The organism is Halorubrum coriense DSM 10284 (assembly GCF_000337035.1).
Taxonomy (GTDB): Archaea; Halobacteriota; Halobacteria; order Halobacteriales; family Haloferacaceae; genus Halorubrum; species Halorubrum coriense.
On the sequence record NZ_AOJL01000006.1, the window covers coordinates 1 to 24,248 of the forward strand.

The 24,248-nt window shown below is 69.4% G+C and carries 21 protein-coding genes; 16 read left to right on the forward strand and 5 right to left on the reverse strand.

Going from position 1 to position 24,248, the window contains the following annotated elements; translation table 11 throughout:
• Positions 1–1,071 (reverse strand): ABC transporter ATP-binding protein (locus tag C464_RS00595; RefSeq protein ID WP_006111527.1); only part of this gene is annotated, 1,071 nt, incomplete at its 3' end.
• 196 nt (positions 1,072–1,267) lie between these two features.
• A complete protein-coding gene (locus C464_RS00600) occupies positions 1,268–1,546 on the reverse strand; it encodes a DUF7538 family protein (RefSeq protein ID WP_006111528.1) in 279 nt (92 codons plus the stop codon).
• A 106-nt stretch (positions 1,547–1,652) separates the two neighbouring features.
• On the opposite strand from C464_RS00600, the gene rnz reads away from it, so the two are divergent.
• From rnz to C464_RS00665, 13 genes are all read left to right on the forward strand, one after another.
• Positions 1,653–2,585, forward strand: coding sequence for a ribonuclease Z (gene rnz, locus C464_RS00605; protein ID WP_006111529.1), 933 nt, complete (start codon positions 1,653–1,655; stop codon positions 2,583–2,585).
• 290 nt (positions 2,586–2,875) lie between these two features.
• Positions 2,876–3,802, forward strand: a complete 927-nt coding sequence (locus C464_RS00610) for a replication factor A (protein ID WP_006111530.1) — start codon at positions 2,876–2,878, stop codon at positions 3,800–3,802.
• Between the two features lies 1 nt (position 3,803).
• On the forward strand, positions 3,804–4,436 hold the full coding sequence (locus tag C464_RS00615; RefSeq protein ID WP_006111531.1) for an RPA family protein: 633 nt from the start codon (positions 3,804–3,806) through the stop codon (positions 4,434–4,436).
• A gap of 124 nt (positions 4,437–4,560) precedes the next feature.
• Positions 4,561–4,965: a hypothetical protein gene (locus C464_RS00620; RefSeq protein WP_006111532.1), complete on the forward strand. Its 405-nt coding sequence runs from the start codon at positions 4,561–4,563 to the stop codon at positions 4,963–4,965.
• A 317-nt stretch (positions 4,966–5,282) separates the two neighbouring features.
• Positions 5,283–6,386, forward strand: coding sequence for a pyruvate dehydrogenase (acetyl-transferring) E1 component subunit alpha (gene pdhA / locus C464_RS00625; protein ID WP_006111533.1), 1,104 nt, complete (start codon positions 5,283–5,285; stop codon positions 6,384–6,386).
• Positions 6,387–7,373: an alpha-ketoacid dehydrogenase subunit beta gene (locus C464_RS00630; protein ID WP_006111534.1), complete on the forward strand. Its 987-nt coding sequence runs from the start codon at positions 6,387–6,389 to the stop codon at positions 7,371–7,373.
• A 68-nt stretch (positions 7,374–7,441) separates the two neighbouring features.
• Positions 7,442–9,103, forward strand: coding sequence for a dihydrolipoamide acetyltransferase family protein (locus C464_RS00635; protein WP_006111535.1), 1,662 nt, complete (start codon positions 7,442–7,444; stop codon positions 9,101–9,103).
• Positions 9,103–10,530 (forward strand): dihydrolipoyl dehydrogenase, encoded by a 1,428-nt coding sequence (gene lpdA, locus C464_RS00640; RefSeq protein WP_006111536.1) that lies wholly within the window; start codon positions 9,103–9,105, stop codon positions 10,528–10,530. Before C464_RS00635 ends, lpdA begins: the two co-directional genes overlap by 1 nt.
• 326 nt (positions 10,531–10,856) lie before the next feature.
• Entirely contained in the window at positions 10,857–12,992 is a 2,136-nt protein-coding gene (katG, locus tag C464_RS00645; RefSeq protein WP_006111537.1) for a catalase/peroxidase HPI, read from the forward strand.
• A gap of 281 nt (positions 12,993–13,273) precedes the next feature.
• Positions 13,274–13,603: a DUF5783 family protein gene (locus C464_RS00650; protein WP_006111538.1), complete on the forward strand. Its 330-nt coding sequence runs from the start codon at positions 13,274–13,276 to the stop codon at positions 13,601–13,603.
• 76 nt (positions 13,604–13,679) lie between these two features.
• The gene (locus tag C464_RS00655; RefSeq protein WP_006111539.1) at positions 13,680–14,060 is read left to right on the forward strand and encodes a NifU family protein; all 381 of its coding nucleotides are present in this window, start codon (positions 13,680–13,682) and stop codon (positions 14,058–14,060) included.
• A 236-nt stretch (positions 14,061–14,296) separates the two neighbouring features.
• Positions 14,297–14,716 (forward strand): PPC domain-containing DNA-binding protein, encoded by a 420-nt coding sequence (locus C464_RS00660; RefSeq protein WP_006111540.1) that lies wholly within the window; start codon positions 14,297–14,299, stop codon positions 14,714–14,716.
• A 40-nt stretch (positions 14,717–14,756) separates the two neighbouring features.
• Positions 14,757–18,311 (forward strand): DNA polymerase II large subunit, encoded by a 3,555-nt coding sequence (locus C464_RS00665; RefSeq protein ID WP_006111541.1) that lies wholly within the window; start codon positions 14,757–14,759, stop codon positions 18,309–18,311.
• A gap of 36 nt (positions 18,312–18,347) precedes the next feature.
• On the opposite strand, the gene C464_RS18860 is transcribed toward C464_RS00665, so the two are convergent.
• On the reverse strand, positions 18,348–18,500 hold the full coding sequence (locus C464_RS18860) for a hypothetical protein (RefSeq protein WP_161781653.1): 153 nt from the start codon (positions 18,498–18,500) through the stop codon (positions 18,348–18,350).
• 114 nt (positions 18,501–18,614) lie between these two features.
• Positions 18,615–19,259, reverse strand: coding sequence for a bifunctional 4-hydroxy-2-oxoglutarate aldolase/2-dehydro-3-deoxy-phosphogluconate aldolase (locus C464_RS00670; protein WP_006111542.1), 645 nt, complete (start codon positions 19,257–19,259; stop codon positions 18,615–18,617).
• 193 nt (positions 19,260–19,452) lie between these two features.
• On the opposite strand from C464_RS00670, the gene C464_RS00675 reads away from it, so the two are divergent.
• The gene (locus C464_RS00675) at positions 19,453–21,642 is read left to right on the forward strand and encodes an elongation factor EF-2 (RefSeq protein ID WP_006111543.1); all 2,190 of its coding nucleotides are present in this window, start codon (positions 19,453–19,455) and stop codon (positions 21,640–21,642) included.
• Positions 21,643–21,734: 92 nt separating this feature from the next.
• Here C464_RS00675 and C464_RS00680 read toward each other — a convergent pair whose 3' ends face one another.
• Positions 21,735–22,217 carry a DUF3592 domain-containing protein gene (locus tag C464_RS00680; protein ID WP_006111544.1) on the reverse strand — a complete coding sequence of 161 codons (483 nt, stop codon included), beginning with the start codon at positions 22,215–22,217 and terminating at the stop codon, positions 21,735–21,737.
• 426 nt (positions 22,218–22,643) lie between these two features.
• Here C464_RS00680 and C464_RS00685 point away from each other — a divergent pair, with 426 nt between their 5' ends.
• Together C464_RS00685 and C464_RS00690 are read left to right on the forward strand one after the other, a co-directional pair.
• Entirely contained in the window at positions 22,644–23,249 is a 606-nt protein-coding gene (locus C464_RS00685) for a hypothetical protein (protein ID WP_006111545.1), read from the forward strand.
• Positions 23,246–24,229 carry a homoserine dehydrogenase gene (locus C464_RS00690; protein WP_006111546.1) on the forward strand — a complete coding sequence of 328 codons (984 nt, stop codon included), beginning with the start codon at positions 23,246–23,248 and terminating at the stop codon, positions 24,227–24,229. The genes C464_RS00685 and C464_RS00690 overlap by 4 nt, the downstream gene beginning before the upstream one ends.
• The last annotated feature ends 19 nt before the right edge of the window (positions 24,230–24,248 follow it).

The following is a 24,248-nucleotide window of genomic DNA, read 5'->3' on the forward strand; positions in this document are numbered from 1 at the left end:
GATCCGCGCCGAGGAGGCGCGGGCGCGCTGGTACATGTTGATGATCTGCCCGAACTGCGCCATCGGCCAGATGAACCGCTGCGTGTAGAGGATGAAGACGACGAACATCCCGACGGAGAGCTCGCCGGTGAACGGCCCCGGCGGCGTCTCCTGGAACACCCAGAGGCCGCCGACGACGAACGTGAGGACGAAGCCGATGCCGGCGAGCACCCGGAGCGCGGGGAAGAACTTGATCCGGGTCGTGATCGCGTCCCAGTTGGCGTCGAAGTAGTCCATCGAGACGTCGTCGACGCGGTCCGACTCGTACGGCTCCGTGTTCGACGACTTGATCACCTGAATGCCGCCGAGGTTGTTCTCCAGCCGGGAGTTCATCTTCCCGACCGACGAGCGCACCTCGGCGTACTTCGGCTGGATGATCCTGATGAACAGATAGGTGAACCCGCCGATGATCGGGACCGGCAGCAGCGCGACCAAAGCGAGCTGCCAGTTGATCCAGAAGAGGAGGACGCCGATCCCGACGACCATCACCGACAGCCGGAACAGGGAGTTCATCCCGTCGTTGAGGAACCGTTCGAGCCGGTTCACGTCGTTCGAGAGGATGGACATCATCTCCCCGGTCTGCTTGTCCGAGAAGAACTCCATGTTGAGCCGCTGCATCTTGTCGTAGGTGTCCGTCCGAACGTCGTGCTGGATGTTCTGGGCGAAGGCGTTGAACCCCCAGTTGCGGATCCAGTGGAAGCCGGCGCCGAGCCCGAACGCACCCCCGATGACGGCGATCGTGAACCAGAACTGCTCGGTCTGTCCCGCCGGTAGCCACGCGTCGGGGAGGACGACCAGCGGGATCTGCTCGCTGAACAGGGCGTCCTCGTAGAACACGGCGTCGATGGCGATCCCGAGCATCAGCGGCGGTAGCAGGTCGAGCAGCCGCGCGAAGACGCTCGCGAACACTCCCACCGTCACCTGCGGGACGTAGTCGCGGCCGTACTCCACGAACAGCCGCTTCATCGGATTCTCGATCTTGTCCCGCTGCTCTTCGAAGGGATCGTCGTCCTCCCATTCGACGCCACTCATCACGCATTCGTATCAGGTAGGCGGGCAAATAGGTTTCCTTCGAACCGAAATACATCGGCAGAAAACACCGGTAACACCCGTTCGATCGGGTGATCTCTCCCGCGACGACCGCGGTCACCGGCGTCAGCGCCCCGGTCGACCGGACGATCAGTCCGGCGCGCACGGCGACCTCGGCCCCGCCGACCGCGCGCCGGGTTCAGAGTTCGCGTCGCTCCACGCCGGTGTCGATCCCGGCCTCGTCGAGGTCGCCCCGGACGCGCCGCCGGAGCGGATCCGGAACGTCGTCGCGCGGGACCGGCGCGGCCGTCCCGCCCTCGTCGTCGTCGGTCGGAACGGACCAGTAGAGGACGCGGGCGCTGTCCGCGTAGAACTCCACCGCGTACCGGTCGTTGCCCCCTTCGTAGTGGACGCGGGCGGCCGCGCCCTCGGCGCGCCACCCCTCCTGTCGAACCAAGGCGGCGATCGGCTCTCGCATGGCCGGGTTCGGGCCCCCGGCCTGATGTGAGTGTCGGCAGCGGGGCGGGGCCGCTCCGCTCACCCGCATCGACACCGGTTTACAACCGCCGCCCCGAGCACTCGCCATGTCTCTTCGCGTCACGTTCCTCGGGACGGGCGGGGCCGTTCCGACCGTCGAGCGCGCGGCGAGCGCCGTCTTCGTCAACCGCGAGGGCGACCGCTTCCTCTTCGACTGCGGCGAGGGCACCCAGCGCGAGATGATGCGCAGCGGCACCGGGTTCGCCGTCGACCGGGTGTTCGTCTCGCACCTCCACGGCGACCACGTCCTCGGCATCCCCGGGCTCGTCCAGACGCTCGGCTTCAACGACCGCACCGACCCCCTGACGATCCACTGCCCGCCCGGAACCGGCGGACAGCTCCACGACCTCGTCCACGCGGTCGGCCACGACCCCGCGTTTCCGGTCCGGGTCGAGCCGGTCGAACCCGGCGCGGTCGCCTTCGAGACCGACGAGTACGAGGTCCGGGCGTTCGAGACGGAACACCGCACCGTCTCGCAGGGGTACGTCTTGGAGGAGGCCGACCGGCCCGGCCGGTTCGACCGCCCGAGGGCGGAGGAGCTCGGCGTCCCCGTCGGCCCGAAGTTCGGTCGGCTCCACGAGGGGGAGACGGTCGAGGCCGAAGACGGAACGGTCGTCGAACCGGAACAGGTCGTCGGTCCGCCGCGCCCCGGCCGCAAGCTGGCGTACACCGCGGACACGCGGCCGCGAGAGGCCACCGTCGACGCCGCCGCGGACGCCGACCTGCTGATCCACGACGCCACGTTCGCCGACGACATGGCCGACCGCGCCCGCGACACGGCCCACTCGACCGGCCGCGAGGCGGGGTCGATCGCCGACCGCGCGAACGCGAAGCGGCTCGCCTTGGTCCACATCTCCTCGCGGTACGCCGCCGACCCGCGCCCGATCCGCCGCGACGCCCGCGAGGCGTTCGACGGCGAGTGCCTGCTCCCGGACGACGGCGACCTGATCGAGGTGCCGTTCCCCGACGCCGACGACTGAGCTCCCCGAGCGTCTCCCCTTCTCACCCTCGGATCGACCCGTGGCACCTCGAACCGTGGGAGCGTTCCACTCGAAACGAAGCCCGCGCACGGCTGACGCGAGTCTGACGCGGTCGCCGGCGTCCCGTCCTCGCCCGCGATCCGATCCCGTGCCGATCCACCGAAATACGGGAAGCGGTGCGCTCCCGCCGGATCCGTTCACTTTCACCGCGGTCACGGGCGTTTTAATACGGTGAGGAACCAACCCTCGTACGCCTCCCAGTGAAACAAGACCGGAGGCGGAGACACCCCATGAGCGAACTGCGACAGGAAGCGGAAGCGATAGCGGAACAGTTCTCGGACCACACGGACGTCGATCCCGACGACGTCGAGGAGCGGCTGACGACACTCGTCGACGAGTACCGCGTGCCGCTCGACGAGGCGAGTCGGAGCGTCACCAACAGCTACCTCGAAGACGCCGGGATGGAGCGCGACGAACTCGGCCGCGGCGGCAGCGAGGAGGTCCTCGTCAACGACATCGACGAGGACGAGCAGTGGGTCGACCTGCGCGTGGAGCTAGTCGACCTGTGGGAGCCCCGCAGCGACTCCATCTCGCAGGTCGGCCTCCTCGGCGACGAGTCGGGCACGATCAAGTTCGTCGCCTTCGAGACCTCCGACCTCCCCGAGCTGACCGAGGGGCAGGCGTACGAGCTCTCGAACGTCGTCACCGACGAGTACGAGGGGAGCTACTCGGTGAAGCTCAACCGGACCACCGGAATCACCGAGATCGACGAGGAGATCGAGGTCGGCGACAACGCCGACACCGTCGAGGGCGCGCTGGTCGACATCCAGTCCGGCTCCGGGCTGATCAAGCGCTGCCCCGAGGAGGACTGTACGCGCGTCCTCCAGAACGGGCGCTGCTCCGAACACGGCCAGGTCGAGGGCGAGTTCGACCTGCGGATCAAGGGCGTCTTAGACGACGGCGAGACCGTCACCGAGGTCATCTTCGACCGCGAGGCCACCGAGGACCTCACCGGCATGACCCTCGAGGAGGCCAAGGACATGGCGATGGACGCGCTCGACACCACCGTCGTCGCCGAGGAGATGGGCGAGGACGTGCTCGGGCGCTACTACCGCGTCACCGGGCCCACCTTCGGCCGGTACGTCCTGGTCGACGAGATGGAGGACCCCGGCACAGTCGACGTCGAAAGCGCGCTGATCGAAGCGAGGTCGATCTAACATGAGCCAGTCCGCACCCACCCGAGAAGTCGCCCGGCGCGTGTTCGCGAGCGAGTTCAACGACGCCGGCTACACGTTCACCGAGTCCGACGACGAGCGAGCCCCCGTCTACGCGCTGTTGCCGACGGGCGAGTCCTCGAACCGCGTGTTCTTCGTGGGGACGCTCACGGAGAAGGAGGACGTCGGCGAGGACAGCGAGTACTGGCGCGGCCGCATCGTCGACCCGACGGGCACGTTCTTCGTGTACGCCGGTCAGTACCAGCCCGAGGCCGCTTCCAAACTCCGCGACTTGGAGCCCCCGGCGTACGTCGCAGTCGTGGGGAAACCCCGGACCTACGAGACCGACGACGGTACGGTCCGTGTCTCCGTCCGCCCCGAGTCGATCACCGAGGTCGACGCCGCCACCCGCGACCGCTGGGTCGCGGAGACCGCCCGCCGCACCGTCGAGCGCGTCGCCGCGTTCGACGACGAGGGCAACGAGTACGCGCGGATGGCCCGCGAGGAGTACGACCTCGACCCCGAGACGTACAAGTCCGCCGCGCTGTCGGCGTTAGCGGACCTCGACGAGAGCGGCGACGAGCTCGCCGGTGACGCCGGCGACGAGCCGGACCCGGCCGGGACGCCCGAGCCCTAACCGGCGACGCTCGGCAGTTCCGGTGAACCGAACGGGCGCGTCACCCCGCAACGACCGACTTTTCGCCGTTTCTTGCGACCGTCTGACAAACGCTTAAGTAACTCGCGCGCGGACCGCTCGGGTGATGGGCAACAAGAACAAGACGATCTCGTTCCGCGTCAACGAGGACGCCTTCGAGGCGCTCCGCGACATCGCCGAGGAGCGCGACATCTCGCTGTCGGCGGTCTTCCGTGACTACGTGGAGGCGCTCGTTGCCCACGACGGTCAGGTCCGGGTCGTTCCGGAGTCGGAACTGGCCGGGGCCGACGACGACGAGCCGTTCCCCCCGACGATCGAGGTCCCGAAGAGCTTCGTCCGCGAGCACGAGCGGCTGGAACTCGAGGCCGAACACCTCCGCGAACAGCTCGAAGAGCACAAACGGTACGTCAACTACCTCCGCGAACAGCTCGACGAGGGCGACGACGACGACGTGATCCACCTCGAAGACCTCGACGGCGAGCCCGACGAGCCGTCCTTCCGACTCGGATAGCGGCTCGACTTCGCCCCTTTCTCGGTTCGGCGTCCGCTTCACCGCTCAGTCGCGCCGCCGCGACCCTCGCCCCGCAGTCGCCCGGCCGACTCGCGCGCGAAAACCTTCCTGTTCGTCCGTTACTGACCGGTGAAACGCCCATCTTGACGAAAATATTGCCGTACCACTCCGAGTTTGTTCAAAAATGTCCGATTCTCTCCCCGTCTGATGGACGGTTTCTCATCGCGAAGCCGCTATTTCTGGGTATACTAAATTATTTACGAAAACGATATTACCCGGGCGCTGGACGGATCGGACATGCGAAGGTGGGTTCGACCGTGAGCGTGTTCGACAGGGCGTACGACGATACGGTTCGCGTCCTCGACGAGGACGGGGAGGCCGTCGGCGACGTCCCCGACCTCGACGACGAGTCGCTCGTCGAGATGTACAGGCACATGCGGCTGGCGCGTCACTTCGACGGGCGCGCCGTGAGCCTCCAACGACAGGGGCGGATGGGGACGTACCCCCCGCTCTCCGGCCAGGAGGGGGCCCAGATCGGGTCGGCGTACGCGCTCGACGACGACGACTGGATGGTCCCGTCGTACCGCGAGCACGGCGCGGCCCTCGTCCACGGGCTCCCGCTGAAACAGACGCTGCTCTACTGGATGGGCCACGAGGACGGCAACAACGCGCCGCCGGACGTCAACGTCTTCCCCGTCGCCGTCCCCATCGCGTCGCAGATCCCCCACGCCACGGGCGCCGCGTGGGCCTCGAAGCTCCGCGGCGAGGACGACGCGTTTCTCTGTTACTTCGGCGACGGCGCGACGAGCGAGGGCGACTTCCACGAGGGGGTCAACTTCGCCGGCGTGTTCGACACGCCGACCGTCTTCTTCTGTAACAACAACCAGTGGGCGATCTCGGTCCCCCGCGAGCGGCAGACCCGGAGCGCCACGCTGGCGCAGAAGGCGGAGGCGTACGGGATCGACGGCGTCCAGGTCGACGGGATGGACCCGCTCGCGGTGTACAGCGTCACGACGGCCGCCTTAGAGAAGGCGCGCGACCCCGACGCCGACCGCCCGCGACCGACGCTCATCGAGGCGGTCCAGTACCGGTTCGGCGCGCACACGACCGCCGACGACCCGACCGTCTACCGCGACGACGACGAGGTCGAGCGCTGGAAGCGGAAGGACCCGATCGACCGGCTGGAGTCGTACCTCCGCGGCGAGGGGATCCTCGACGACGAGCGCGTCGCCGAGATCGAGTCGTCGGTCGAGGGGCAGGTCGCGGACGCGATCGACGCGGCGGAGTCGATGGCGCGCCCCGACCCGCGGGAGCTGTTCGAACACGCCTACGCGGAGCTCCCGCCCGAACTGGAGCGACAGTACGAGGAGTTCGCCGCGCTGCGCGACGAGCGCGGCGACGCCGCGTTCCTGGAGGACTGAATGACTGACACACAGAATCTCACGCTGGTACAGGCGGTACGAGACGGACTACACTCCGAACTGCGCGAGGACGACGACGTCGTCGTGATGGGCCAAGACGTCGGGAAGAACGGCGGCGTCTTCCGCGCGACCGAGGGCCTGTACGACGAGTTCGGCGGCGACCGGGTGATCGACACGCCGCTGGCCGAGTCCGGCATCGTCGGCACCGCGGTCGGCATGGCGGCGATGGGGATGCGGCCGGTCCCGGAGATCCAGTTCTCCGGGTTCATGTACCCCGGATTCGACCAGATCGTCTCGCACATGGCGCGGTTCCGGACCCGCAGCCGCGGGCGGTTCACGCTCCCCATGACGCTGCGCGCCCCCTACGGCGGCGGCATCCGCGCGCCGGAACACCACTCCGAGTCGAAGGAGGCGTTCTACGCCCACGAGGCCGGGCTGAAGGTCGTCATCCCCTCGACGCCCTACGAGGCGAAGGGACTGCTCGCGGCGTCGATCCGCGACCCCGACCCGGTGGTCTTCCTCGAACCGAAGCTGATCTACCGGGCGTTCCGCGAGCAGGTCCCCGAGGAGCCGTACACCGTCCCCATCGGCGAGGCGGCCACGCGGCGCGAGGGCGACGACGTCGCCGTGTTCACCTACGGCGCGATGACCCGTCCCACGCTGGAGGCGGCCGAGACGCTCGGCGAGGAGGGGATCGAGTGCGAGGTCGTCGACCTCCGCACGGTCTCCCCGCTCGACCGCGAGGCGATCGTCGAGGCGTTCGAGAAGACGGGCCGCGCGGTCGTCGTCCACGAGGCCCCGAAGACCGGCGGCCTCGCGGGCGAGATCACCGCGATCCTCCAAGAGGAGGCGCTGTTGTACCAGGAAGCGCCGATCGGCCGCGTCGCCGGGTTCGACGTGCCGTACCCCCTGTACGCGCTGGAGGACTACTACCTCCCGTCTGCGGCGCGCATCGAGGACGGCATCCTGGAGGCGGTCGAATTTTAAGATGACCGCCGGAGATACACTCATGACAGTCGCGGAGGCCGACGCATGACCGCCGAGGAGGAGAGCGCATGACCGTCGAGGAGTTCAAGCTGCCGGACGTCGGCGAGGGCGTCGCGGAGGGCGAGCTGGTCAGCTGGCTGGTCGCCCCCGGCGACCGCGTCGAGGAGGACCAGCCCGTCGCCGAGGTCGAGACCGACAAGGCGCTCGTCGAGGTGCCGTCGAGCTACGACGGCGTCGTCGAGAAGCTGTTCGCCGAGGAGGGGGAGATGGTCCCCGTCGGCGACGTAATCATCTCCTTCCGCGTCGACGAGGAGGGCGACGCCGAGGCGGCCGCCGCCGACGACGCGGGAACCGAAACGGCACCGGAGCCCGACTCGGCCGACGAGTCGGCGGCGGAGCCGGTCGCCGAGGAGGCCGACGCCGAGGCCGCCGACGCCGAGCCAGACACGCCCTCGGGGCGCACCTTCGCGCCGCCGTCGGCCCGCCGGCTCGCCCGCGAGCTCGGCGTCGACGTCGCGGCCGTCGACGGGAGCGGCCCGGGCGGCCGCGTGAGCGAGTCGGACGTCCGGGCGCACGCCGAGGGCGGCGCGGGGTCCGCCGACGCGAGCGGCGACGACGACGCCCCCGAGCCGCGTCCCGCGCCGACGCCGACCGACGCCGGTTCCGGCGACCGCAAGGTCGCGGTCAGCAAGCGGAACGGGGACGGTGCGACGGCGTCCGCCGGATCCGCGGCGGGCGGNGACACGACGCTCGCGACGCCCGCGACCCGGAAGGCCGCGCGCGAGCGCGGCGTCGACGTCGACGACGTGCCGACCGACGAGACCCGCGACGGCGAGGCGTTCGTCACGGCCGAGGCCGTGGACGCGTACGCCGACGCGCTCGAGTCGGCCGCCGAACCGACGCCCGACCCGGAGCCGGTCGACGTGGGCGCGGGGACGGAACCCGCCGTCTCCGACGCCGCCGACGGTTCGACCGCCGCCGGCACTACCGCCGACGCGTCGGAGACGGAGGCGCCCGCAGACGGCGACGAGACCGTCCCCTACCGCGGCGTCAGGCGGACCATCGGCAAGCAGATGGAGCGGTCGAAGTACACCGCCCCGCACGTCACCCACCACGACACCGCCGAGGTCGACGCGCTCGTGGAGGCGCGCGAGGAGCTGAAGCCGACGGCCGAGGCGCGGGACGTGAAGCTCACGTACATGCCGTTCGTGATGAAGGCCATCGTCGCGGGGCTGAAGGAGTACCCGTACCTCAACAGCGAGCTCCGCGAGGAGGACGAGGAGATCGTCCTGAAGGGCGAGTACAACCTCGGCATCGCCGTCGCGACCGACGCCGGCCTCATGGTTCCCGTCGTCGAGAACGTCGACGAGAAGGGGCTCTTCGAGCTGGCCGACGAGGTGAACGACCTCGCCGCCCGCGCCCGCGAGCGCAAGCTCAAACCCGCGGAGATGAAGGGCGGGACCTTCTCGATCACCAACTTCGGCGCCATCGGCGGCGAGTACGCGACGCCGATCATCAACTACCCCGAGACCGCGATCCTCGGGCTCGGGGCCATCGAGGAGCGCCCGGTCGTGCGCGAGCGCGACGGCGCGAGCGAGGTCGTTCCGGCTCCGACGCTGCCGCTGTCGCTGTCGATCGACCACCGGGTCGTCGACGGCGCGGTCGCGGCCCGGTTCGCGAACACCGTCATGGAACACTTAGAAAACCCGCTGCTGCTACTCAACCAATAATGGTCGTCGGAGACGTCACCACGGGAACGGAGGTACTGGTCATCGGCGCGGGGCCGGGCGGCTACGTCGCCGCCATCCGCGCCGCACAGGAGGGGCTCGACACGACGCTGGTCGAGAAGGACGCCTACGGCGGCGCGTGTCTCAACCGCGGCTGCATCCCCTCGAAGGCGCTCATCACCGGCAGCGGGCTCGCGCACGAGGCGGGCAACGCGGAGTTCATGGGCGTCCACGCGGACCCCGCCGTCGACATGGGGAAGATGGTCGAGTGGAAGGACGGCGTCGTCGACCGGCTGACTGGCGGCGTCGAGAAGCTCTGTAAGGCGAACGGCGTGAACCTGATCGAGGGCACCGCCTCGTTCGTCGGCGAGGACACCGTCCGGGTCGCGCACGGCGGCGACGGGCAGGGCTCCGAGACCCTCTCGTTCGAACACGCGGTCGTCGCGACCGGTTCGCGTCCGATCCAGATCCCGGGCTTCGAGTTCGCCGAGGACCACGTCTGGAGCTCCGCGGACGCGCTCGACGCCGACACCGTCCCGGACCGGCTCGGGATCGTCGGCGGCGGCTACATCGGCATGGAGCTGGCGACCACGTACGCCAAGCTCGGGGCCGACGTGACGGTCGTCGAGATGCTCGACGACATCCTCGACCCCTACGAGGACGACGTGAAGCGGGTCGTCCGCAAACGCGCCGCGGAGCTGGGCGTCGAGTTCCAGTTCGGCGAGGGCGCGAGCGAGTGGGCCGAGGCCCCCGACGGCGGCTACCTTCTCCACACCGAGACGGAGGAGGGCGAGGAGTCGACGTACGGCGTCGACAGGATCCTCGTCGCCGTCGGCCGCCAGCCCGTTACCGACGGGCTCGACGTCGAGAACGCGGGGATCGAGACGGACGACCGCGGCTTCATCGAGACGGACGACCGGACCCGCACGGCGGTCGAGCACATCCACGCCGTCGGCGACGTCGCCGGCGACCCGATGCTCGCGCACGCGGCCTCGAACGAGGGGATCGTCGCCGCCGAGGTGATCGCCGGCGAACCCGCCGCGCTCGACCGGCAGGCGGTCCCGGCTGCGGTGTTCACCGACCCCGAGATCGGCACGGTCGGGATGACCGCGGACGAGGCGGCGGACGCCGGCTTCGACGCCGTCGTCGGCGAGATGCCGTTCAACGCTTCCGGTCGCGCGATGACGACCGGCCACACCGAGGGGTTCGTCCGGATCGTCGCCGACGAGGAGACCGGGTTCGTCCTCGGCGGGCAGATCGTCGGACCTGAGGCGTCGGAGCTGATCGCGGAGGTCGCGCTGGCGATCGAGATGGGCGCGACCCTCGAGGACGTGGCCGCCACCGTCCACACCCACCCGACCCTCGCGGAGGCCGTGATGGAGGCGGCCGAGAACGCGCGCGGACAGGCGATCCACACGCTGAACCGCTGAGCGCCTCCCCTCGGAGACTCCGGGCCGCTCTCGACCCCGGCTCTCCGGTCACGCGCGGTCCCCGCGGCGCAAACCGATGCGCCGCCGCGATCTGCGGCTGCGACTTCCCCGCACGACCACTGATCTCCCGGCACGCCGAGGCGTCGCCGGCTCGACCCTCGCCGTTCGACTCCGAACTCCCCGTGGAGCGGCGCTGCGGTCCGCGACGCCGACTTCGCACATTAACAAATAGAACTTCATTATTTCGATAGAAACCCTCCGTTATACCGATAATTCTCTCTCCGAATTGGACAATATTATCAGTACCGAGGGGCCACCACTTTTTGATGGCTAGTAACACTCAAGAGTGGTGGCCCGACCAGTTGGACTTGGAGTTGCTCGACCGGAACTCCGCCGACATCGGTCCGTACGGCTCTGAGTTCGACTACGCGGAGGCGTTCGAAGAGCTCGACCTCGAGGCGGTCAAGTCCGACCTCGAAGACGTGATGACAGACTCGAAGGAGTGGTGGCCCGCCGACTACGGGCACTACGGCCCGCTGTTCATCCGGATGGCGTGGCACAGCGCGGGCACGTACCGCTCGCTCGACGGCCGCGGCGGTGCGGCCGGCGGCCACCAGCGGCTCCCCCCGATCAGCAGCTGGCCGGACAACGTCAACCTCGACAAGGCCCGACGGCTGCTGGAGCCGGTGAAGACGAAGTACGGCGAGAAGCTCTCGTGGGCGGATCTCATTATCCTCGCCGGCAACGTCGCGCTCGAATCGATGGGCTTCGAGACGTTCGGCTTCGCGGGCGGCCGCGAGGACGATTTCAGAGGCGACGACGCGGTCGACTGGGGCCCCGAAAGCGAGTTCGAGACGACCTCCGAGGAGCGCTTCGACGAGGACGGCGACCTCAAAGCGCCGCTCGGGAACACCGTGATGGGCCTCATCTACGTGAACCCGGAGGGCCCGAACGGCGAGCCCGACCTCGAGGGCTCCGCGAAGAACATCCGGCAGTCGTTCAGCCGCATGGCGATGAACGACAAGGAGACCGTCGCCCTCATCGCCGGCGGCCACACCTTCGGGAAGGTCCACGGCGCGGACGACGGCGACAACCTCGGTCCGGAGCCCGAGGACGCACCCATCGACCTCCAGGGACTCGGCTGGGACAACGAGTTCGGCGAGGGGATGGGCCCCGACGCGATCACCAGCGGCATTGAGGGACCGTGGAACGCGACCCCGACCGTCTGGGACATGAGCTACGTCAACAACCTGCTCAGCTACGACTGGGAGCCCGAGAAGGGCCCCGGCGGCGCGTGGCAGTGGACCACGGAGAACGACGAGCTTGACGACGCCGCGCCCGGCGTCGCGGATCCCGACGACACGGAGGACGTCATGATGCTCACGACGGACGTCGCCCTGAAGTACGACGACGACTTCCGGGCTGTCTTAGAGGAGTTCCGCGACGACCCCGACGAGTTCCAGGAGACGTTCGCGAAGGCGTGGTACAAGCTCATCCACCGCGACATGGGCCCGCCGGAGCGGTTCCTCGGTCCCGAGGTCCCGGAGGAGACGATGATCTGGCAGGACCCCCTGCCGGAGGCCGACTACGAGGTCGTCGGCGAGGAGGAGGTCGCCGAGCTCAAGTCCGAACTGCTCGACTCCGAGCTGTCGGTCGACGAGCTCGTCAAGACCGCGTGGGCGGCGGCGTCCACCTACCGCGACAGCGACAAGCGCGGCGGCGCGAACGGCGCTCGCATCCGCCTCGAACCGCAGCGGAGCTGGGAGGCCAACGAGCCCGCGCGGCTCTCGGACGTCCTCTCCGCGCTCGAAGCCGTTCAGGCCGACTTCAACGAGTCGCGCTCCGACGACGTCCGCGTCTCGCTCGCCGACCTCATCGTCCTCGGCGGGACCGCGGCCGTCGAGCGGGCCGCGGCCGACGCAGGGTACGACGTCGAGGTGCCGTTCGAGCCCGGTCGCGTCGACGCCACCGCGGAGCAGACCGACGTCGACTCCTTCGAGGCGCTCAAGCCCGAGGCCGACGGCTTCCGTAACTACCTCGGCGACACGGACGAGGACGTCGAGGACCTCATGGTCGACAAGGCCGACCTGCTGAACCTGACGGCCAGCGAGATGACCGTACTGGCCGGCGGCCTGCGCGCGCTCGGCGCGACCTACGGCGACTCCGACCGCGGCGTCTTCACCGACGAGCCCGGCACGCTCACGAACGACTTCTTCGCGAACCTGCTCGACATGGAGTACGAGTGGGACGCGGTCACCGAAGACGAGGACGTCTACGAGATCCGCGACCGCGAGACCGGCGAGGTCGCGTGGGAAGCGACGCGCGCCGACCTCATCTTCGGCTCGAACGCGCGCCTCCGCACCATCGCCGACGTGTACGCCAGTGACGAGGAGCAGTTCGTCGAGGACTTCGCCGCGACGTGGAGCGAGGTCATGAAGCTCGACCGCTTCGACCTCGAGTAACGCGGTCGCCGCCCTCCCGGCTTTTTTGTCCGTTTTCGCCGAACGCGGGCGGCGGTGCGTCGATCCGCCGTCGCTCGCGGTTCGCGTCTCTCGCCGTCGAACCCGTGACTCGCGCCTCGAGTCCGATCACCCCGCCGATCAGATTCTATATCGCGACATGTGGTTTATTTTGTCCTCCACGCCCGAATTCCTCCGCTGACCGCGATCCCGAACGTCCCGTCCGTTTCGGCGTCTCGGCGGCGATCGACCGGCTTTTTTCCCGCCGAGCCCACGCTTGCGACATGGCCGACGAGTTCGACCCGGAGAAGTTCGAGGACAAGTACGCGCACTACTTCAACGAGCTTCAACGGGCGTACAAGAACGCGTTCAACCAGATGAACGACCGGTACGACTCGGAGCTGATCCACGGCATCGACCAGACCGTGCTCAACGAGTCGGAGCCGTTCTACGAGGACGGCGAGTTCCGCGTCGAACTCCCGGAGAACCCGCGCGAGCGCATCCGCGGCGCGGTCCCGGTCGACGACGAGACGTTCGAGGAGACGCTGGAGGAGTACGTCGACCGGATCGAGTCCGAACTGTACCGGACACTGGGTGTCGACCGACCGGAGTGACTCGACGCGGCGCGCGTCTCTCCGCCGGATCCGGCCGAACCAAAGGCATAAGCCCGGTGCCCGCCAACTCGCGGGCATGAGCACGGACACGGCTGACGGGGACAACGAACTCCGCGAGCGGATCACGAACTTCCTGCGGCGCAACTTCCCGCAGATCCAGATGCACGGCGGCAGCGCCGCCATCGCCCACCTCGACCGCGAGAAGGGCGAGGTGACGGTCCAGCTCGGTGGGGCCTGCTCCGGCTGCGGCATCTCCCCGATGACGATTCAGGCGATCAAGTCCCGGATGGTCAAGGAGATCCCCGAGATCGAGACGGTCCACGCCGACACCGGCGCGGCCGCCGGCGCGGACGGCGACCTCGGCGGCACCAGCAGCGGCGGCGGGATGTCCCCCTCCTTCCCCGGCGAGACGACCGACGACGGCGGCGACGACGAAGGCCCGCAGGCCCCGTTCTGAGCTGATCCGGGCGACCCGGCCTTCTCTCTCTCTTTCCGCTCCGCGAGTCGCGACGCCATTCTGTGCTGATCCGCCGTTTCGACGGCGGAGACGCCGTCGCTCGCGTCTAGCGTCGTTCCACGAACCTCCTCCTGTGATCGTTGAATGTATCGTATAGCGCTATATCGAATTCAATTCATCCGGCCAACTCGGTCCGACTGAAGCCTTTTTCTCCCCGGCCGCCGTGGCACGTTGCTATGTACCATCGCGAAGTCGAACCCACGGCGGAGTACGTCGCGCGGTTCGAAACGGGGGCCGACTGGCGCGAGGAGATCGAGTCCCTCGCCCGCGCTGAGGACGTCGAGGCCGGGTGGTTCACGGCGCTCGGAGCGGTTCAGGACGCGGACGTCTGGTTCTACGACCAGGACGAGACCGAGTACCGCTCGGTCACGTTCGACGAACCGCTGGAGGTGGCCGCCTGCGTGGGCAACGTCTCGCTCTTAGAGGGCGACGTCTTCGCACACACCCACGTCGTTCTCTCCCGGCCGAGCGGTCAGGCGCTCGCGGGCCACCTCGACTCGGCGACCGTCTGGGCCGGCGAGTGTCACCTCCGCGCGTTCGCCGAGCCGCTGGAGCGCTCGCACGACGAGGCTACCGACCTCGACCTGTGGCTGTGACCCGACGAGCGCGCCGTCCGAACCCCGCGACCGAGCCCCGATGAGACCGGACGACGAGCGCTACTTCGCGCGGATCGAAGAGCGGCTCGACGAGGCGTGGGACGTCGCGGAGACGGCGAAAGGGCAGGGGCGGGACCCGGAGCCGGAGATCGAGATCCCGATCGCCCGCGACATGGCCGACCGCGTCGAGAACATCCTCGGCATCGACGGCGTCGCGGAGCGCGTCCGCGACCTCGAGGGCGAGATGTCCCGCGAGGAGGCGGCCCTGGAGCTGGTCACCGACTTCGTCGACGGAAACGTCGGCGACTACGACTCCCGCGAGGGGAAGATCGAGGGGGCGGTCCGGACCGCGGTCGCGCTGCTCACCGAGGGGGTCGTCGCCGCGCCGATCGAGGGGATCGACCGCGTCGAACTGCTGGAGAACGACGACGGCACGGAGTTCGTCAACGTCTACTACGCCGGGCCGATCCGGTCGGCCGGCGGGACCGCGCAGGCGCTGTCCGTGCTCGTCGCCGACTACGCCCGGGCGCTGCTCGACGTCGACGAGTACAAGCCCCGCGACGTGGAGGTCGAGCGCTACGCCGAGGAGATCGCCCTCTACGACAAGGACACCGGCCTCCAGTACACGCCGAAGGACAAGGAGTCGAAGTTCATCGCCAAGCACATCCCCGTCATGCTCGACGGGGAGGCGACGAGCGACGAAGAGGTCTCTGGGTTCCGCGACCTCGAACGCGTCGACACCAACTCCGCGCGCGGCGGGATGTGCCTCGTCGCCGCCGAGGGGATCGCGCTGAAGGCCCCGAAGATCCAGCGCTACACCCGCGACCTCGAGGAGGTCGACTGGCCGTGGCTCCAGGATCTGATCGACGGGACGATCGGGAAGGACGGGGCGGGCGACGGCGACGAGCCGGACGCCGAGCCCGCCGACGGCGCGGACGAGGACGGTGACCCCGACGCGCCGGAGAGCGAACCGGAGGCCGACGGCCCGGCCGAAACCGGGGTCGACGGCCCGGTCCGCGCCGACCCCTCGCAGAAGTTCCTCCGGGACCTCATCGCCGGTCGACCGGTGTTCACCCACCCCAGCGAGGCGGGTGGGTTCCGGCTCCGGTACGGTCGCGCCCGCAACCACGGTTTCGCGACCGGCGGCGTCCACCCCGCGACGATGCACATCGTCGACGACTTCCTCGCGGCCGGCACGCAGATCAAGACCGAGCGGCCGGGGAAGGCCCACGGCGTCGTCCCGGTCGACTCCATCGAGGGGCCGACCGTCCGCCTCGCGAACGGCGAAGTCCGCCGGATCGACGACCCCGAGGAGGCGAAGGAGCTCCGGAACGGCGTCGAGAAGGTCCTCGACTTGGGCGAGTACCTCGTCAACTACGGGGAGTTCGTCGAGAACAACCACCCGCTCGCGCCCGCGTCGTACGCCCCCGAGTGGTGGGTCCAAGAGTTCGAGGCGGCCGGGGCCGACGTCCGCGCGCTCCGCGACGACCCGCACGTCGACCTCGAACACCCCGGCGTCGACCGGGCGCTCTCGTGGGCGCGCGAGTACGACTGTCCGCTCCATCCGGAGTACACGTACCTCTGGCACGACGTGTCGGTCGACGCCTTCGCGGCGCTCGCGGACGCGGTCGCCGCGGGCGACGTCGTCGAGGGCGTCCTCGCGATCGAGCGCACCGACCCGGTACAGGACGCGTTGGAGTCGCTGCTGATCGAACACGCCGCGACCCCGGACGCCCTCCGGATCTCCACGTGGCGGCCCCTCGCGCGGTCGCTCGGGATCGACGACGGGCTCCGCAAGGAGTGGGACGCCGACGACCTCTCGGCGGCGGCCCGGGAGTACGCCGACGGCGAGAACGCGATCCGCGCGGTCAACGAGGTCGCGCCGTTCGAAGTGCGCGAGCGCGCCCCGACCCGGATCGGCAACCGGATGGGCCGCCCCGAGAAGTCGGAGAGCCGCGACCTCTCGCCGGCGGTCCACACGCTCTTCCCGATCAACGAGGCGGGCGGACCACAGCGCGACGTCGCCGAGGCCGCGAACGTGATGGACGACACGGGCCGCCGCGGGCGACACGAACTGGAGGTCTCCGACCGCGTCTGCCCCGACTGCGGCGAGCACACCTACGCCGCGCTGTGTCCCGACTGCGAGACGCACACGGAGCCGCACTACGAGTGTAACGACTGCGGCACGGTCTGCGAGCCCGACGAGGCCGGCCGCGTCGAGTGTCCGAACTGCGAGTGGGAGGTGACGGCCGCGACGTACCAAGAGGTCGACGTCAACGACGCGTACCGCTCCGCGCTGGAGACGGTCGGCGAGCGCGAGTCCGCCTTCGAGATCCTGAAGGGCGTTCAGGGGCTCACCTCGCGGAACAAGACGCCGGAACCAGTCGAGAAGGGCGTCCTCCGCGCGAAGAACGGCGTCACGTCGTTCAAGGACGGGACGGTGCGCTACGACATGACCGACCTCCCGGTCACCGCGGTCCGGCCCGAGGAGCTCGACGTCACCGCGGACCACTTCCGCGAGCTCGGCTACGAGACCGACGTCGACGGCGAGCCGCTGCGCCACGACGACCAGGTGGTCGAACTCCGCGTCCAGGACATCGTCCTCTCGGACGGCGCGGCCGAGCACATGCTCAAGACCGCGGACTTCGTCGACGACCTGCTCGAACAGTTCTACGGGCTCGACCGCTTCTACGAGGTGAACGAGCGCGACGACCTCGTCGGCGAGCTCGTCTTCGGGATGGCCCCCCACACGAGCGCCGCGACTGTCGGAAGAGTGGTAGGTTTTACCTCGGCCGCAGTCGGATACGCGCATCCGTACTTTCACGCCGCCAAGAGGCGCAACTGCGACGGAGACGAGGATTGCGTAATGCTGCTCATGGACGGCCTTCTCAACTTCTCGAAAGAATTTCTGCCGGACCAACGAGGCGGCCGGATGGACGCGCCGCTGGTGATGTCCTCGCGGATCGACCCCTCGGAGATCGACGACGAGGCGCACAACGTCGACATCGTGCGCGAGTACCCGCTGGAGCTGTACGAGGCGTCGCGGGAGCTGGCGGACCCGGAGGAGGTCGAGGCGCTGATCCAGATCGGCGAGGACACGCTCGGGACCGACGACGAGTACCACGGGTTCGACCACACCCACGACACGACCGACATCGCGATGGGGCCGGACCTGTCGGCGTACAAGACGCTCGGAGACATGATGGAGAAGATGGACGCGCAGCTGGAGCTGGCCCGGAAGCTGCGCGCGGTCGACGAGACCGACGTGGCCGAGCGGGTGATCGAGTACCACTTCCTGCCGGACATCATCGGGAACCTCCGGGCGTTCTCGCGGCAGGAGACGCGCTGTCTCGACTGCGGCGAGAAGTACCGGCGGATGCCGCTGACGGGCGAGTGCCGCGAGTGCGGCGGCCGCGTGAACCTCACGGTCCACGAGGGGTCGGTGAGCAAGTACGTCGACACCGCCATCGAGGTGGCGGAGCGGTTCGACTGTCGCCCCTACACGAAACAGCGGCTGAAGGTGTTAGACCAGTCGCTGGAGTCGATCTTCGAGGACGACACGAACAAGCAGTCTGGCATCGCGGACTTCATGTGAGCGGCTGCGGCGGGGGCGGCGATCTGTCGCCCGGTCTCACCAGTCGTGACCGGCGATCCGCACGACGGCACCGCAGCCGGCGCACTCGGACACTTGGAGGGGGTCGTCCACCGAATTGACGACGACGAGCAGGTCCGTCGCGGTCGAGGTCCCGCAGCGAACGCAGACGCCGCCCGCTCCGGCGGTCATCGGATCATGCTCATACCCTTCGTACGTCGGCCGACGAGATAACCTGATACTCACGTTTCGCTGTCACGTCCGACCGGTCGGGACCGGGGCAACGATCCCGGGCGCTCGGTCCCGTTACGCGTCACCGCGCGCCTCTTCGACCACGCGCGTGAACTCCCGGGCGGTCTCGGTGATGACCTCGTAGTCGCCGCGCTCGGCCGCGTCGTAGTCGACGAGCGCCCCGCCCGCGCCGACCGCGAACGCGCCCGCGTCGACGTAGTCCGCGGCGTTGTCCGGGCTGACGCCGCCGGTCGGCATCATCGGGATCTGACCGAGCGGTCCCTTCATCGCGCCGAGGTGGTCCGGACCGACGGTCTTCGCCGGGAACACCTTCACGAAGTCGGCGCCGGCCTCGTAGCCGCGGACCGCCTCGGTTGGCGTCATCACGCCGGGCGCGCTGACCGCGCCGTAGCGGTTGCACGTCTCGATGACGTCCTCGTGGAGGCTCGGCGAGACGACGAACTCCGCGCCGGCCATCAGCGTCGTCCGGGCCGTCTCGCTGTCGAGGACCGTCCCCGTGCCGACGACCAGTTCGTCGTCGAAGGAGCCGGCGACCTCGCCGATGAGGTCCGCGACGTTCGGCGTGTCCGCGGTGATCTCGACGGCGGTGACGCCGCCCTCGCGGAGTGCCTCCGCGATCTCGATGAGCCGGTCGGCGGGCACCCCGCGCAGCACCGCGACGACGCCGCTGTCGACGAGCCGTGAGAGCGTCTCGTTCATACTCCCCGTTTCCCGAGTCGGCCCTTAAAACCGCGCCGATGCCCGCTCCGCTCGCGGCTCGCCCGCCCGACCGCGGCGGTCGTTCCGTGACACGGATCGACACGAAATCGGCGGCGATCGGGGGTGATCCCCGGCGAATCGGCCGCGACGAAACACTACCCTTTTGACCCTCCTTTCGGTAACACTCGGTATAATGGGCCGACGCAAGAAGATCGTTCAGGAATGTGAGCGGCTGATGGACAACCCGGAGCACATCCGGAACATCGCCATCGCCGCCCACGTCGACCACGGGAAGACGACGCTCTCCGACAACCTGCTGGCCGGTGCCGGCATGATCTCCGAGGACACCGCGGGCGAGCAGCTCGCGATGGACACGAAGGAGGACGAGCAGGAGCGCGGGATCACCATCGACGCGGCGAACGTCTCGATGACCCACGAGTACGAGGACACCAACCACCTCATCAACCTCATCGACACCCCGGGCCACGTGGACTTCGGGGGCGACGTCACCCGCGCGATGCGCGCGGTCGACGGCGCGCTGGTGGTCGTCGACGCCGTCGAGGGCGCGATGCCCCAGACCGAGACGGTGCTCCGGCAGGCGCTCCGCGAGGGCGTGAAGCCGACGCTGTTCATCAACAAGGTCGACCGCCTCATCTCCGAGCTCCAGGAGGGGCCCCAAGAGATGCAAGAGCGGCTGATGTCGGTCATCGCCGACGTCAACGAGCTCATCCGCGGGATGGCCGAGAACATGGACGACATCCCCGAGGACTGGACCGTCTCCGTCGAGGACGGCACGGTCGGCTTCGGCTCCGCGCTGTACAAGTGGGGCGTCTCGATGCCCTCGATGCAGCGGACCGGCATGGACTTCGGCGACATCATGGAGCTCGAGCAGAACGACAAGCGCGAGGAGCTCCACGAGCGGACGCCGCTGTCGGACGTCGTGCTCGACATGGTCTGCGAGCACTTCCCGAACCCGGTCGATGCCCAGCCCCGCCGTGTCCCGCGCATCTGGCGCGGCGACGCGGAGAGCGAGCTGGCCGACACGATGCGGATGGTCAACGAGGACGGCGAGGTCGTCTTCATGGTCACCGACATCTCGATGGACCCGCACGCGGGCGAGATCGCGACGGGCCGCGTCTTCTCCGGCACGCTGGAGAAGGGGCAGGAGCTGTACGTCTCCGGCACCGCCGGCAAGAACCGCATCCAGAGCGTCGGCCTCTTCATGGGGTCCGAGCGCGAGGAGGTGGACCGCGTCCCGGCGGGGAACATCGCGTCGGTCACCGGACTGCGTGACGCCATCGCCGGCTCCACCGTCTCCTCGGTGGAGATGACGCCGTTCGAGTCGATCGAGCACATCTCCGAGCCGGTCATCACGAAGTCCGTCGAGGCCCAGAACATGGACGACCTGCCGAAGCTCATCGAGACGCTCCAGCAGGTCGCCAAGGAGGACCCGACGATCCAGATCGAGATCAACGAGGACACCGGCGAGCACCTCATCAGCGGGCAGGGCGAGCTCCACCTCGAAGTGATCACCCAGCGGATCCGCGACAACCAGGGCATCCCGGTCATCACCGGCGAGCCGATCGTCGTGTTCCGCGAGCAGCCCCAGGAGTCGTCCCGCGAGGTCGAGGGGCAGTCGCCGAACCGCCACAACAAGTTCTACATCACCGTCGAGCCGATGGCCCAGGATATCGTCGACGCCATCCAGCTCGGCGAGGTCTCGATGGACATGCCCGAACTGGAGCGCCGCGAGGCGCTACAGGAGGCCGGCATGGACAAGGACACCTCCCAGAACGTCGAGGACATCCACCGGACGAACATCCTCATCGACGACACGAAGGGGATTCAGCACCTCAACGAGACGATGGAGCTCGTCCTCGAAGGGCTTCAGGAAGCGCTCGACGACGGCCCGCTGGCCGCCGAGCCCGTTCAGGGGTCGCTGTTCCGGCTCCACGACGCGAAGCTCCACGAGGACACCATCCACCGCGGTCCGGCGCAGGTCATCCCGGCGGTCCGCGACGCGGTCCACCGCTCGCTGATCGACGGCGAGGTCCGCCTGCTCGAACCGATTCAGGACGTCCGTATCGACGTCCCCTCGGAGCACATGGGCGCGGCCTCCGGCGAGATCCAGGGCCGCCGCGGTCGCGTCGACGACATGTACCAGGAGGGCGACCTGATGGTCGTCGAGGGCATCGCGCCCGTCGAGGAGATGATCGGGTTCTCCTCCGACATCCGCTCGGCCACCGAGGGCCGCGCCTCGTGGAACACCGAGAACGCGGGCTTCCGCGTGCTCGTCGACAACCTCCAGCGCGAGAAGATCATGGAGATCCGCGAGCGCAAGGGGATGAAGCTCGAACTGCCGCAGTCGATCGACTACTTCTAAGTCGACGACGCGGTCTCGGCCCCGCGGTCGCCGTCTGCGGTCTACTGCGGTCTCTCTGTCTTCTCGGCGCGTTCGCCCCCACAGCGACGGCCCTACCGGATCGCCGACCGACCGCCGACGAGGACGAAAGCCACTCCGACCGCGACCGCGACGAGCGGCGCGTTCGACGTGCGGTCCGTCAGGAACGCCCCGTCCGGGTCCGCCGGGTCGACGTGGGCGGTCGCCGGATCGCCGACGGCGTACCCTTCGATCACCGACCGGGCCGCCGACTCGGTGTCGTAGGTCGGCGAGATCGACGCCGGAAAGACGTTAGTGCTCGCGTACGCGGTGCCCTCGTACTCGTAGGTGAACCGCACGACCGGGCGGTAGTCGACGTCAGTGCTGCTTCCGGACGAGGTCGACTCCACGGCGAGGTCGGTGATCTCGGCGTCGACCGTAACGGCGTCGGCCACGGCGTTCGACTGCTGGGTGTAGTCGTACGCGCCGTAGCCGGTCGCCGCGAGCCCGACCAGCAGCATGATCACCGCACCGCGCCTCGTCTTCGGACCGCTGACGGTGAGTCCGTCGTCCCCCATCGTTACCTCGGTGCGGGGCTGCGGGGTCCGGTTCCGAACGGGCGGCGTCGTCGCGACCGTCGTCGAACGGCGGGGAGGGAGTTCACACCGACTCGACAGCCCCCCGACACATAACTGTGCGGGCATCCCCGCGCGCTAGCACCTCGGAGTCGGCCGGTCTCGCTCGCTCGGTGACGACTCGCCGCGGACCGTGCGCCGCGTTGACAGGCGCGGGAGCGAGGCAACGCCTGCCCCCGCCGAAGGCTTATACCGGATCGTCCGACTCCGTTCGGGTATGCAAACGGGTACGACTCCCCCCCGGCGCACCGCGACGGAGCCACCGAGCGACCGCTCCACGCCGGGGACAGGACCGTGCCCCCGACCGCGCGCGATCGGTCGTACCGATCGCGACGGGGCCGACCGCGGCGAGACGCCGGAGGTGACGGCGTGAGCGACCGCCGCGACGGGACGCCGGAGGCCTCGCTCGCCGACGCCGACGCGGACGCCGGCACCGCCCCGGACGGCGGCCACGCGGCCGCGACTCCCTCGACGCACACGGTCCGGCTGGAGCTGGTCGACGAGCCCGGACAGCTGCTCGCCGCGCTCCACCCGATCGCCGACAACGGCGGGAACCTGCTGTCGATCTACCACGAGCGCGGGAACAAGACGCCCCGCGGGCGGATCCCGGTCGAGGTCGACTTCGAGGCGACCCCCGAGCGCTTCGAGGAGGTCGTCGACGCGCTCCGCAGCGAGGGCGTGAACGTGATGCAGGCGGGCACGGAGCGGTACGCCGAGGAGGTGACGCTGCTCCTCTTCGGCCACCTCATCGACACCGACCTCTCCGACACGCTCTCGCGGATCGAGGCCTGCGAGTCGGCGTCGGTCGCCGACGTGTCGCTCGCGGCCCCGCAGGGCACGGAGGAGGTGTCGAGCGCGCGCCTCCGGCTCGAAGCCCGCGCCGGCGAGACGGACGCGGCGCTCGCGGCGGTCCGCGACCTGGCCGCGGAGAAGGACCTCCGCGTCGTCGAGCCGCTCACGGGGGTGGAGGCGTGAGACTCGCCGTGATCGGCGCGGGCGCGGTCGGGCGCTCCGTCGTCGAGCTGGCGGGCGAACACGGCCACGAGGTCGTCGCGGTCGCTGACTCCTCGACGGCGGTCGTCGCGGACGGCGGGAGCGACGCCGTCGGCGTCGACCCGGACGCGGTCGTGGCCCGGAAGGCCGAACGGGGGATCGTCGGCGACGACGACCCCGAAGACGCGCTGGCGGCCGACTACGACGTCCTCGTGGAGGCGACCCCGACGACGCTGGGCGACGCCGAACCCGGCTTCTCGCACGTGACGACCGCGCTGGAGCGCGACCGCCACGCCGTCCTCGCGAACAAGGGCCCGGTCGCGGAGCGCTACGGCGACCTGCGGGCGGCGGTCGACGACAGCGACGGGGCGATCCGGTTCGAGGCGACGGTCGGCGGCGCGATACCGGCCGTGTCGACCGTCGAGGACATCGAACCCGGCCACGTCACCGCGGTCCGGGGCGTCCTTAACGGGACGGCGAACTTCATCCTGACGCGGATGGCCGCGGAGGGGTTAGACTACGACCACGTGCTCGCGGAGGCGCAGGACCTCGGCGTCGCCGAGGCGGACCCCTCGTTCGACGTGGACGGCACCGACGCGGCGCTGAAATGCGTCATCCTCGCGAACGTGCTCTCGTTCGGCGCGGCCGACGACCCCGCCGACGCCCGGGAGTTCACGCTCGACGACGCCGACGTCGCCGGGATCCGCGACGTCCCCGGCTCCGCGCTCCGGCTCGCGGCCGAGGACGGGCAGACGGTCCGGCTGATCGGCGAGGCGACCGGCGAGACCGTTCGCGTCGCGCCGCGGCTCGTCCCCGAGAACGGGACGCTCGCGGTCTCCGGGACGCAGAACATCGTCCAGATCGAGACCTCCCACGCCGGCCGGCTCAACATCTCCGGACGCGGCGCCGGCGGCCCCGAGACCGCCAGCGCGGTCCTCGGCGACGTGGGCCGCTTGGAGTAGTCGGATCGTCGGGCGACGC

What these genes read in the sequence shown, in the direction of transcription:
- C464_RS00675 (WP_006111543.1), top strand. Translation starts at nt 19,453, where the DNA reads ATGGGCCGACGCAAGAAGATCGTTCAGGAATGTGAGCGGCTGATGGAC.
- C464_RS00670 (WP_006111542.1), bottom strand. Translation starts at nt 19,259, where the DNA reads ATGAACGAGACGCTCTCACGGCTCGTCGACAGCGGCGTCGTCGCGGTG.
- C464_RS00620 (WP_006111532.1), top strand. Translation starts at nt 4,561, where the DNA reads ATGGGCAACAAGAACAAGACGATCTCGTTCCGCGTCAACGAGGACGCC.
- lpdA (WP_006111536.1), top strand. Translation starts at nt 9,103, where the DNA reads ATGGTCGTCGGAGACGTCACCACGGGAACGGAGGTACTGGTCATCGGC.
- C464_RS00680 (WP_006111544.1), bottom strand. Translation starts at nt 22,217, where the DNA reads ATGGGGGACGACGGACTCACCGTCAGCGGTCCGAAGACGAGGCGCGGT.
- C464_RS00615 (WP_006111531.1), top strand. Translation starts at nt 3,804, where the DNA reads ATGAGCCAGTCCGCACCCACCCGAGAAGTCGCCCGGCGCGTGTTCGCG.
- C464_RS00665 (WP_006111541.1), top strand. Translation starts at nt 14,757, where the DNA reads ATGAGACCGGACGACGAGCGCTACTTCGCGCGGATCGAAGAGCGGCTC.
- C464_RS00655 (WP_006111539.1), top strand. Translation starts at nt 13,680, where the DNA reads ATGAGCACGGACACGGCTGACGGGGACAACGAACTCCGCGAGCGGATC.
- C464_RS00660 (WP_006111540.1), top strand. Translation starts at nt 14,297, where the DNA reads ATGTACCATCGCGAAGTCGAACCCACGGCGGAGTACGTCGCGCGGTTC.
- C464_RS18860 (WP_161781653.1), bottom strand. Translation starts at nt 18,500, where the DNA reads ATGACCGCCGGAGCGGGCGGCGTCTGCGTTCGCTGCGGGACCTCGACC.
- C464_RS00650 (WP_006111538.1), top strand. Translation starts at nt 13,274, where the DNA reads ATGGCCGACGAGTTCGACCCGGAGAAGTTCGAGGACAAGTACGCGCAC.
- katG (WP_006111537.1), top strand. Translation starts at nt 10,857, where the DNA reads ATGGCTAGTAACACTCAAGAGTGGTGGCCCGACCAGTTGGACTTGGAG.
- C464_RS00600 (WP_006111528.1), bottom strand. Translation starts at nt 1,546, where the DNA reads ATGCGAGAGCCGATCGCCGCCTTGGTTCGACAGGAGGGGTGGCGCGCC.
- C464_RS00610 (WP_006111530.1), top strand. Translation starts at nt 2,876, where the DNA reads ATGAGCGAACTGCGACAGGAAGCGGAAGCGATAGCGGAACAGTTCTCG.
- C464_RS00630 (WP_006111534.1), top strand. Translation starts at nt 6,387, where the DNA reads ATGACTGACACACAGAATCTCACGCTGGTACAGGCGGTACGAGACGGA.
- rnz (WP_006111529.1), top strand. Translation starts at nt 1,653, where the DNA reads ATGTCTCTTCGCGTCACGTTCCTCGGGACGGGCGGGGCCGTTCCGACC.